The organism is Niallia yueguangensis (assembly GCF_052663115.1).
This window is the reverse complement of record NZ_JBQTCX010000036.1, coordinates 21006-31652: the sequence shown is the minus strand read 5'-3', so window position 1 is coordinate 31652 and position 10647 is coordinate 21006. Positions and strand designations below refer to the sequence as shown.

The window sequence follows — 10647 nt, the reverse complement described above, 5'->3', positions numbered from 1 at the left end:
TCCTTTTCAGGGTAGCCAAAAGAAAAAGCCAGAAGCCATCTACCATCTTGTAAAAATAATGATGACTCACTACTTTTACAGGATCGCATGATGTTTCTGACTTTAAGTTTTGCATTTTCTTTCAACAAAAAACATTCACCTATTTACCGCTTCGTGTTCCTTTTCTTTCAGTCGCCTATTTATTCTCTCAACCGCTTGATCTGCTGCCTTTTTTACATTCTGATTACTAATTCCAACCTCTTCGAATAGCTTTCTTATTTCATCGCTGACAACTGGATATGCAGGTGTAATTGGACGATTTTTCGAAAAGAATTGTGCTTGTGCTACAAATATATTTTTCGGATATGTTTGTAGTTCTGTCAGCTCTTCTGCAACTGAATATCTGGCTGGTATATCTCCTGTTTCTCGTACATATTTTTTTATGCCTTCATAGCTCGAAATATATTGAACAAATTCCCACGCTTCTTTTGGATGGTTCGACTTTGCGGAAATCCCAACTGCCCAGCCTCCATTAGGGACAACTTGATGGATTGCTTTTGGCAATGGAGCAATGCCAAAATCCTCTCCTAATTGAAATTCTGGATGATTTATTTCATAATCCCTTAAAGTCCAAGAACCTAAAACAGTCATGGCCAAATGCCCTGTTACAAATGGATTTTCAGGCAGCTCAATGGAAGCAACATGATATTTATGATAAAGGTCTTGATAAAATTGCAGTGCTTCTATTGATTCATCAGAATTTAAAAATCCAGCAGCTGTAGTTCCTTCTTTATTTAAAACATCCCCGCCGAATTGCCATAATAAAGGCATTTTAAAATAGGCCGGCCCTTCCCCATCACTAAAGCCCTGAGCAGGATCTATACCGTACACTTGTTTTGAAGGGTTTGTTAGTCTTTTCGCTAATTCTAAAACTTGCAGCCATGTTAATGGCTTATATGGATCTTCTGATGGAAAAGGTATTCCTGCCTCCCTAAATATTTTTTTATTATAAAATAAGGCAATGCCAGATTCTACAATAGGCGCTAAATAAATCTTATCATTATACGTAACCCCATTTAGTGTAGACCTTGGTATATCCTTCATATCTCCTTCTGTTTTCATGTATGGATCCAACGGCAATAGCAGTCCGGAGTCTGCATATAGTGCTAAATTCGGGCTGTCTATTGACATAATATCCGGCGGCGCATTACCTGCAACCAGCTCTGTTCGCAATCTCATTTCATAATCTCCAAATGGTATCGACACCAACTTGATGCGAATAGTTGGGTGAGTAGACTCAAAAGAGGACACTAGTTCCTTAAAAGCATTATTTTCCGCTTTTGTTCCATAATTTCTCCAAAATGTTAACTCTATTTTTTTGGTATGCTCTTTTCTGTCGTCTCCTATTTGCTTTTGATTGAAAAAAGGAGCAGCAAAAGTTAATGCATATACTCCAATTAAAAGAATAAAGATTAGGAATAAGATCATTAAGAATAACATTTTTCTCATCTTCTATCCCCATCTCCCTTCTGCACTTGGCTGTTTTCTCAAAGTTTGTTATTTTTTACGTAAAAAAATGAGAGAAGAAGTACTCAGCAGAATGAATACACGTAGACTCCTGTGGGAATGCGAGAAAGACGAGACCCCACAGGAGCGTATGCGACGAGGAGGCTCGACGCTCGCTAAACGGACGAAGTGTATTCAGGCTGCGAGTTTAAAAGCAACATTCTATTCGAAAACAACCTTGCACTTTAATCTTTATATTGCTGATTTACGAAAATCTGCTGGCGTTTGACCAAAGTACTTTTTAAATACTGTGCTGAAATAACCAGAATTAGAGAAACCAACTAATTGCGCAACATCAATTATTTTTAGTTGATCATCTTGCAACAAATCAATCGCTTTTGTCATTCGTAAATGAAGTAAATAATCACTAAAGTTTTCCCCAATATGCATTTTGAACAATTCCGATAAATAGGCACTATTAATATGAAACTGTTCAGAAAGCATGGTAAGACTAATCTCTTCACCGTAATGTTCCTCTAAATAAAATCGAACATCATCTACAATGGCAACACCAACACTTACCCGCGTTTTATGAATTTGGTCCATCATAGCATTTCCTAATTGTATCAACGTATCTTTTACTCTATTTTGCGAATTAAGCTCCCATATACTTTGCTGACAATTCCATATAAATTGTTTGATTAGTTTTTTTTCAAACCCATATTTGTCCACATAAGAACTCAATAAAAACAACAATCGATTAGAGACATAAAAGTAAGACAAAATAGAATGGGTTTGACTTTTACCCAAAATGGTGGAAACCTGTTCTTCAAAAACTTTCCTTTTATTGCTTTCCATGCTATTGATAATCTTTTTTTCTAAATCTGGAGTAAACTTAAACATTTCTTTATGAACGGTTTCATCTATGATTTGGGAATGCAGTCCTATGTCGCTTTGACTCCAAGAAAGCAAGCTGGATCTATATCCATTTTTCATATTTTTATAGTGGGAAACTGCTTTCCCAACCCCGATAACTACTTCAAGTTTCATATAGGTGTTTACATAATGAGTAATTTTCCTCACTATACTTTTTTGGCTATTTTCGCTGTCTTCCTTCATTAAATGAACAAAATGAATCATATTCCTGTATTGTGGATCATAAAAGGAATACGTTTGCTTGTGCTCTTTGGCAATTTCTCGGCAAAGCATGCGAAAAGGCATCCAAAGCTCTTTCGCTTTATGGGGATTTTTATTGGAGTCCCTTATTTCCACCGAGATAAATTGAAATAACCCCTTATCTAACTGAAAATGTTCTAGATTTAATTGTTTAATCGTTTCAAAGGGAAGAGATCGTTCTATCCAGTCTTCTTTTACAAGCTGCAGCAGAAACTGTTCTTGTTCTGCTTCCTTTTGTACAGCTGCTTTTTTGATGATTTTTTCCGCTTCTTTTCTCTGAGTAAACTCTTCATCTAATTCGGTTCGTACTTTTTCCAAAGCATCTGCTAATTCGTTTGGGGCAACTGGTTTTAATAAATAATGTTTTACTCCTTCTCGCATTGCTGATCTAGCATATTCGAACTCGTTATATCCAGATAAAACGATTATTTTCACTGTTGGATAGTTTTGATGACAATGTTTAACAAACTCAATACCATCCATAACCGGCATTTTTACGTCTGTAACAACAATATCGACAGACTGCCTTTCCAACAAAGATAATGCCTCCAAGCCATTTGAAGCTTCACCTAAAATTTCTAATCCAAGATCAACCCAGTTTACTTTCATCCGTAATCCTTTTCGAATTTGGACTTCATCATCAATGATGAGCACCTTTTTCACGATTGCATCCCCCCAGGTAAATGAATGCATAATATGATTGCAGTTCCTTCATTATGTTCAGTTTGTATATCATACGTAAAATGATCTCCATAATAAATTTTTAATCTCCCAAGGACATTTTTTAAACCAATGCTATTGCCACTGCTATTTAATATATTACGTGTTTCATTATTTTGTTCTGTAAACATAAGATCTTTATATACGTCATTTGCTATCCCAACTCCGTTATCTTGTACTTGAAGAAAAAGCGTATCTTTTATCCGTTCAGACTTTATCAAGATTTCAGGTGCCTTATTTCCTTGAAAACTATATTTAACAGCATTTTCCACAAGTGGCTGAATAATAAATTTTATTATTGGCAGATCATTTGCCGAGGGATCTTCTTCTATTTTTATCTCAATCGTATCTTCGTATCTTAGTTTTAATATTTCAGTGAAATTGCGGATATACCCAATTTCCTCCTTAAGTGTTACGATATCATTGCTTGTATCAAGGGAATATCTCATCATCCGCCCTAAGTAAACGCTTACATTTACAACTTCTTTATTTTTCCCCTGAGCTGCCAATCCTCCCATTATCTCAAGGGTATTATTCATAAAATGCGGATTGATCTGCAATAATAATGCTTTATATTCTGCATTTTTCCTTCGCAAGTTTGCTTCATACTCTGTCTCAATCAAATGGTTTAACCTATCAACAGTGTGACCAAAAATATTGATGGCGTAGCCCACTTCATGCTTATATGGTTTAATCGTTTTCAAAAATCGCTTGGCCCCAATAAAATCGCCATGTTCTATATATCCCATTGCTTCCCGGAGCATTTCAAGCGGCTTAACAATTGTAGAAGCCTGCAGATAGGAAGCTAGGATGGTCGCAATAAAAATCAATGCACATATGATGAATAAATTCCGCTGCAGGTGAACTATTTTTGCAAACAGCTCTGATTTTGTCACTTCACTGATAAGGACCCAATTTCCTACACTTAATTTCTGATAAAAAACAAGATAGTCTTCTCCTTCATATGATGTTTCGATTAACCCTTTCCCTTTAGGATACGCTGACATTTTTTCTAAACTATGTGAAAGAACTTTTGGCGGTGTTTTGATTTTCCCCGGCAAAACATTGCTTCCATTTTGATCTACTATATAGACACGTCCTCTTTCTCCCACTTTAATTTTCGTTAATGCATTTTCCACTCCTTTAGAAGGAAAGTTTACTTTAATAACCCCAACCGCTTCTAATGTGGAAATATTAAATAAAGGAAGAAGGTAGCTGATTACATGGCTTTCTTTCATTTCTTGCGACAGCTGGTAGGGATCCATATGTGCTTTTATCCATTTTTGATCCTTTTCCTTAAAATTTTGAAACCACTCTGCCTTGTTAAGTTGACGATTATTTCCCCAAGTTCCTGTTCCATCATTCAGAAAAACAGAAATAGAAACAGAGTTGGAATTATTAACCATCATAGAGGATAATTGCATTTTCAATTGATTCTTTAACAATACTTGTTCAGTATTAGATACATCACTGTCTGCATTGATCCAATCTCGAGTTGCTTGGTTGACAAGCACTTGTTTCCCTAAATCCTCTACTTGTGCAGTAATAGAATCAATATACAAAGAATACTGATCCATCTTTTCTATCGTGTTATTTTTTGTCTGTTCCTCCATAATATTAGTAAATCTTGTTGGAATCATGATAGATAGGATAAGAAAAGGGATCGTTAATAATAAGGTAAAAATAATAAATATTCGATTGCGCAATGAAAAAAACATATATCCCCCTCCATAAAGAAAACCCTTACATTTTATTCGAATATAAAAGAATTCATGCCTAAACAAACCCTATTGCTTTCAATGTAACATAAAAAAGAAATGCTAACATCTATTATATTCTTTTTTCTTTAAATGGCATGGAGAAGATTAACTTTATGTCACAAGTGGAAATAAGGAATTTCTGCTTAAACATCCTGTCTAAATGGTTCAGATCAAGCTGACATTCTAATCTGAACCATTTAGACTCTTATCATTTCGAATCAATTTTGCCTTAAAAAAGCTTTTGTCCGTTCAAACTGAGGATTGGTGAACAAATCAGCTGGATGACCAGATTCAACAATTTCTCCTTTGTCCATGAAGATAACCTTGTTCGCCACTTCTCTGGCAAATCCCATCTCATGTGTTACGACAATCATGGTCATATGCTCTTCAGCTAAGTCTTTCATCACCTTTAGTACTTCCCCGGTCAATTCTGGATCTAAAGCAGATGTCGGTTCATCAAACAGCATAATTTCTGGATTCATCATAAGAGCACGAGCAATTGCTACTCGCTGCTTTTGTCCGCCGGAAAGATTTGCTGGGTATGCGTTTGCTCTTTCCGTCAGCCCAACCTTCTCCAACAGCTCTTTGCTTCTAGCCTGAATTTGAGCGGATGATTCTTTCTTCGCCATTTTAGGTGCAAGCTCTAAATTTTGTTTGACTGTAAGATGTGGAAAAAGATTAAAATGCTGAAAGACCATCCCCATTTTTGAGGTAATCTGTTTAATTTCCTGTGGTTTGGAGTATACTCCCTCTTTCACTAGATCGTCTCCGCAAACCCGGATGCTTCCTCCTTGTATTTGTTCTAAGTGAACAAGACTGCGGAGCATCGTGCTTTTTCCGGAGCCGGAAGGACCAATTACTGCCACTACATCGTTTTTATTTACATCAAACGTTATTTGCTTTAATACATCCAAGTTGCCGTATGATTTTTTAAGATTGGATATTTCCATAATAGCCATATTCATCACACCCTTTTTATTCAAATTTAAATCTTCGTTCAACCCATTTAAACAGTATCGTTAATAAAAGCGTCATGATTAGATAAATGATCCCAGCAACAAAAAATGGTGCGATTGTAAAGTCACGGTTTACTGCTGTCTGTGCAAAATGCAATATTTCTGGAACAGCAACAGCATAAAGCAATGCGGTATCCTTCACCAACGTCACTGATTCGTTTGCGACAGCAGGAAGTGCTATTCGAAACATTTGCGGCATGACAACACGCGTTGTCGTCTGCCATTTATTTAAACCGAGCACTTGAGAAGCTTCATATTGTCCTTTATCGATTGCCAAAAGACCGCCACGAAAAATTTCCGCAAAATAAGCGGCATAATTTAAAATAAATCCTAAAGAAGCAGCGACAAAACGATCTAATACCATATATTCACCAATTACAGGAATCATTGGCAGTCCAAAGCAGATAAATAATAGTTGCAGCAACAGAGGTGTGCCGCGCATCACGTAAATATATGCATTCGCAAGCCAGGATAAAGGCTTAATGCTGCTTCTTACAGCAAGTGTCAACACGAATCCTAAAGGAATCGACACGACAATAGCTATTAGAAATAAAAGAATCGTTGCCTGTGCCCCTTCCAACATGGGCTTTAGTATTGAGATTAAGTATTCTAAAGACATGGAAAAAATCCCTCCCAACAAGCAAAACAGGACTCCTCTAGGAACCCTGTTTTGCCCTATATTTATTCAATCGTTTTATTATTTTGGCTCTTTTCGTATAGTATTGTTGTTATTTAACCCGCAGCCTGAATACACTTCGCTTTCCGCGGGCGAGTGCCGAGCCTCCTCGTCGCTATGCTCCTGTGGGGTCTCGTCTTTCTCGCTTTTCCCGCAGGAGTCTTCGTGTATTCAGGCTGCTCAGTACTTCAACCATGTTTATTAATTTTATTCAAAAACAACAAACTTTTAGAAAACAACCATTATTTTAAAACTTTTTCTTGTCCAAACCATTTTTCCGAGATTTTAGCAGCAGAGCCGTCCGTGTTCATCTCATCAAGTGCTTTTTGCAGTTTCTCTAGCAGCTCTTCATTCCCTTTTTTCACGCCAACTCCATATTCTTCTGGAGCAAGTGATTCATTGAGAACTTTAAAACTACCTTTTTCTTTCGTCATATAATAATTAATAACAACCTCATCAATTACTACTGCATCCAAACGGCCGGATTTTAGATCATTTAATGCCATTACATTATCCGAAAACTCCGTAACTTCTTTGATTTTCGATTTAATTGGATTTGCGTCCAAAGCATCTGCTGCAGAAGACAGAGATTGTAGACCAACTACTTTTCCTTTTAAATCATCTAGTTTAGCAAGTTTAGAATCTGCTAGTGTTACAACAACTTGCGCATTTTTCAAATATGGTTTCGTGAACAAAACTTTCTTTTTGCGATCATCTGTAATCGTATAGCCATTCCAAATAAGGTCAATTCGACCACTGCTTAGTTCTGATTCTTTCGTTTTCCAATCGATAGGCTGAAACTTTACTTTTACGCCCATTTTTTCAGCTGCCGCTTTCGCATAGTCTATGTCGAAGCCAACAATTTTATTATTTTCATCTCTAAATCCCATTGGGGCGAATTTATCGTCGATACCAATTACTAATGTATTGTCTTTTTTATCACTTGTAGATTTCGAGCATCCAGTAAGAATTGCAAATAATGCTGTGATGCATAGAACAATCATTGCCAAACGTTTCATCTGAAAGTAAACCACCTTTAGTTGTATTAAATTTTGTTAGTATAAAAAATATTGCATTCACGTACCTACTCATCGTCTTAAGAATATAAATAGATTGCCTTTAAACATACAAACTAGAATAAAAACATACAAATTCCTACAAACACTTTATCACGATACTATATTAGAGTAGTGAATAACCTCATTTAATCTATCACGAAGTAAAAGTTTATGTCAATGAATTTTTTAGTATATTAGCAGACTAAAGGGGTCTTAACTAGGGGTCTGACCCCAAGTTTCCCTTTCATTCAAAAGAAAGATGAAGTATAGTGGAATCAATGAAAAATTCAATGGAGAATCCACTTTAAAATGGAAATGCAGTGAACGGAAAGGATTGTTATTTATGATAAAAAAAGCAGATATTTTGGAAAGGCTAAAATCGTTGATCGGCAATGAGCTTACTAGTCAGAATTTACATGAAGCTGTGTTTTGTGAAGAAAAACATACAAAAATACGACGTCGTTTTCACGCTGGTACGCGTACTTATCTTTATTACAAAACCCACATTCCAAATGACCCTGACGTGCAATCATTTGCAGATATAACGATTCTAGGAAATCCGTATACATATAGAATTGGTATCGAAGAAAAGGAAGGTCAAATTATCATTAATTCCGAAGCAAGAATTTCTTTTACCTATATTTCCTGACATTGGTGCCAGACCCCCAATTCACTGGGGGTCTGGCACCAATGTCATCAACTTAAGATTCTATAGATTGAAAACTATGGAATATCATGGAATTAGATACCCTTTATTTAAAAGAAATACCTCATTTGTTTGGAGAGGTGTCCGCTCGACTCCTACGGGATTAGCGAGAAAGACGAGACCCCACAGGAGCAAAGCGACGAGGAGGCTCGGCGCTCGCCCCGTGGAAAGCGAGCGGTAAGCCTCGGAGAACAGAACGGAAAACCTTACTTCCTATTCAGTTGCTCATTTTCCTTTTTTTTTGAAGCTTAGCTTGATGACATTGGGTCTGGAACCAAAACAGGAAACCATCGTTTCTACTCCTTTACATCTAATGAATCTCGGAGACTATCACCAATCAAATTAAAGCTTAAAACCGTAATGGCGATCATGACGCCAGGGTAAAACATTAATTCAGGATGAAGTTGGAAATAGGCACGGCTTTCATTCAGCATTGCTCCCCATTCCGGCATAGGAGGCTGTGCACCTAAACCTAGGAAAGATAAAGCTGAAATCATTAATATAATCTTTCCGATATCAAGTGAAGCAATAACTGCAATCGTTGGAACGACGTGTCTAACTAAATGACGAGTTATAATGGCGAAGCTTGAGCTCCCAGCAGTGATGGCAGACTGTATATAGTTTTTTTCTTTTTCGGCAATCACAATACTCCGTGTAATCCGAGCATAAGTAAACCACTTGGAGCAAACAATGGCAATCGCGATATTAGTTAGACTAGGACCTAAGAATCCAGTAAGGGCAATAGCAATTAAAAAGTCTGGAATCGTCATAAATCCATCTGCGATTCGCATAAAAAAAGCGTCCCACTTACCACCAAGGTAGCTTGAAAATAACCCGATCGCTGCACCAATTACGATTGCTGTTAACACAACAAGAAACGTGATTTGCAATGTTGCCTTTGCTCCTTCCATTAAACGGGAGAACGTACATCTGCCAAGATGATCTGTTCCGAGTGGATAGTCTGTACTTGGAGGTTGAAATCGATTGCTCATATTAATCTCCAGTGGATTATTTTGCACAATCAATGGACCTATTAATAGGATAAGGAGTAAAAATACAAGCATGCTGCATCCGAAAATTGCAAGAGGATCACGCCACATTTTTTTCATTTTTTTGACCTCCCTGCTAATCGAATCTTTGGATCTACGATAGAGTAAAGAAGATCGACGCATAAATTAATAGACATAACGAAAAAGCCTGTAAGTAAAATAAACCCTTGAATTACAGGATAATCTCTATTCATAATCGAATCCACAATAAATTGGCCTAACCCCGGCCATGAAAAAATCGTCTCTACCACAACTGTTCCGCCAAGGAGCAAGCCAAAACTCATTCCAAACATCGTTAACACAGGCAACAATGCAGGAGGAAGTGCGTAGCAAAAGAAAATACGAATAGGCGGTATTCCTCGAGCATGAGCTCCGCGTATATATTCTTGTCGAAAACTGTCTAGTAAACTAGCTCGCAGCAAGCGAGCATACACAGCTGACATTCCAATCCCCAGTGTTAAGGATGGGAGAAGGAAGTGAAGGACACTTCCATTTCCCATCGCAGGCAAAATGCGCAGCTTCATGGAAAAGATATAGATGAGCAGCAATGCAACGACAAAGTTTGGAATAGAAGCACTAACAAAGGCAATGACTCTTGCAAGATGATCAAAAAAGCGCTGATGATTCAGTGCAGCAAGTCCACCCAATATAAACGCAAATAGAAGCGTAAATACAAGACCGCTAACAGCAAGAGAAATAGTTGGACCAAATCGTGATGAAAGTTCATATACAACGGACTCATTTGAAATATAGGATTTGCCAAAGTCTAATTTTGCGACATTGCCTAGCCACGTAAAATACTGTTTCCACACAGGATCGTTAAAACCTAATTCATCCCGTAGCTTTTCCTGCTCTTCTGAAGTCGAAACGACCTCATCCACTTTTAAAATCGATCGAACTGGATCCCCCGGCGCCAACTTCATTAAAGAAAATGTCACGATGGATAAAACCACTAAGACAACGACCATTTGCAGAAGTCTTGATATGATAAAATGCATCAT

At 37.2% G+C, this 10647-nt stretch carries 9 protein-coding genes; 1 reads left to right on the top strand and 8 read right to left on the bottom strand.

From position 1 onward, the window contains the following. Positions 1 to 135: 135 nt before the first annotated feature. The 6 genes from ACTYA4_RS21195 to ACTYA4_RS21170 all read right to left on the bottom strand — a co-directional run bounded on the left by ACTYA4_RS21195 (position 136) and on the right by ACTYA4_RS21170 (position 7852). Positions 136 to 1488: an ABC transporter substrate-binding protein gene (locus ACTYA4_RS21195; protein WP_443481310.1), complete on the bottom strand. Its 1353-nt coding sequence runs from the start codon at positions 1486 to 1488 to the stop codon at positions 136 to 138. A 249-nt stretch (positions 1489 to 1737) separates the two neighbouring features. Then, complete coding sequence (locus tag ACTYA4_RS21190) at positions 1738 to 3324, bottom strand: response regulator transcription factor (protein WP_443481311.1); 1587 nt, start codon at positions 3322 to 3324, stop codon at positions 1738 to 1740. Further along, on the bottom strand, positions 3321 to 5099 hold the full coding sequence (locus ACTYA4_RS21185) for a cache domain-containing sensor histidine kinase (RefSeq protein WP_443481312.1): 1779 nt from the start codon (positions 5097 to 5099) through the stop codon (positions 3321 to 3323). The genes ACTYA4_RS21190 and ACTYA4_RS21185 overlap by 4 nt, the downstream gene beginning before the upstream one ends. Before the next feature lie 260 nt (positions 5100 to 5359). Beyond that, on the bottom strand, positions 5360 to 6100 hold the full coding sequence (locus tag ACTYA4_RS21180) for an amino acid ABC transporter ATP-binding protein (RefSeq protein ID WP_443481313.1): 741 nt from the start codon (positions 6098 to 6100) through the stop codon (positions 5360 to 5362). Positions 6101 to 6116: 16 nt separating this feature from the next. Beyond that, a complete protein-coding gene (locus tag ACTYA4_RS21175; RefSeq protein ID WP_443481314.1) occupies positions 6117 to 6776 on the bottom strand; it encodes an amino acid ABC transporter permease in 660 nt (219 codons plus the stop codon). A gap of 299 nt (positions 6777 to 7075) precedes the next feature. Further along, positions 7076 to 7852 (bottom strand): amino acid ABC transporter substrate-binding protein, encoded by a 777-nt coding sequence (locus ACTYA4_RS21170; protein WP_443481315.1) that lies wholly within the window; start codon positions 7850 to 7852, stop codon positions 7076 to 7078. A gap of 298 nt (positions 7853 to 8150) precedes the next feature. Between ACTYA4_RS21170 and ACTYA4_RS21165 the strand changes: the two genes are divergently transcribed. After that, entirely contained in the window at positions 8151 to 8540 is a 390-nt protein-coding gene (locus tag ACTYA4_RS21165; RefSeq protein ID WP_445505859.1) for a hypothetical protein, read from the top strand. A 353-nt stretch (positions 8541 to 8893) separates the two neighbouring features. Here the strand turns inward: ACTYA4_RS21165 and nikC are convergent, their stop codons facing one another. Then, entirely contained in the window at positions 8894 to 9706 is an 813-nt protein-coding gene (nikC, locus tag ACTYA4_RS21160) for a nickel transporter permease (RefSeq protein ID WP_443481317.1), read from the bottom strand. Beyond that, on the bottom strand, positions 9703 to 10647 hold the full coding sequence (gene nikB / locus ACTYA4_RS21155; protein WP_443481318.1) for a nickel ABC transporter permease: 945 nt from the start codon (positions 10645 to 10647) through the stop codon (positions 9703 to 9705). The genes nikC and nikB overlap by 4 nt, the downstream gene beginning before the upstream one ends.

Bases quoted from the DNA above. Each gene is read 5' to 3' on its own strand.
- ACTYA4_RS21180 (WP_443481313.1), bottom strand. From the start codon at position 6,100: ATGGCTATTATGGAAATATCCAATCTTAAAAAATCATACGGCAACTTG.
- ACTYA4_RS21165 (WP_445505859.1), top strand. From the start codon at position 8,151: ATGAAGTATAGTGGAATCAATGAAAAATTCAATGGAGAATCCACTTTA.
- ACTYA4_RS21170 (WP_443481315.1), bottom strand. From the start codon at position 7,852: ATGAAACGTTTGGCAATGATTGTTCTATGCATCACAGCATTATTTGCA.
- nikC (WP_443481317.1), bottom strand. From the start codon at position 9,706: ATGAAAAAAATGTGGCGTGATCCTCTTGCAATTTTCGGATGCAGCATG.
- ACTYA4_RS21175 (WP_443481314.1), bottom strand. From the start codon at position 6,776: ATGTCTTTAGAATACTTAATCTCAATACTAAAGCCCATGTTGGAAGGG.
- ACTYA4_RS21195 (WP_443481310.1), bottom strand. From the start codon at position 1,488: ATGAGAAAAATGTTATTCTTAATGATCTTATTCCTAATCTTTATTCTT.
- ACTYA4_RS21185 (WP_443481312.1), bottom strand. From the start codon at position 5,099: ATGTTTTTTTCATTGCGCAATCGAATATTTATTATTTTTACCTTATTA.
- nikB (WP_443481318.1), bottom strand. From the start codon at position 10,647: ATGATGCATTTTATCATATCAAGACTTCTGCAAATGGTCGTTGTCTTA.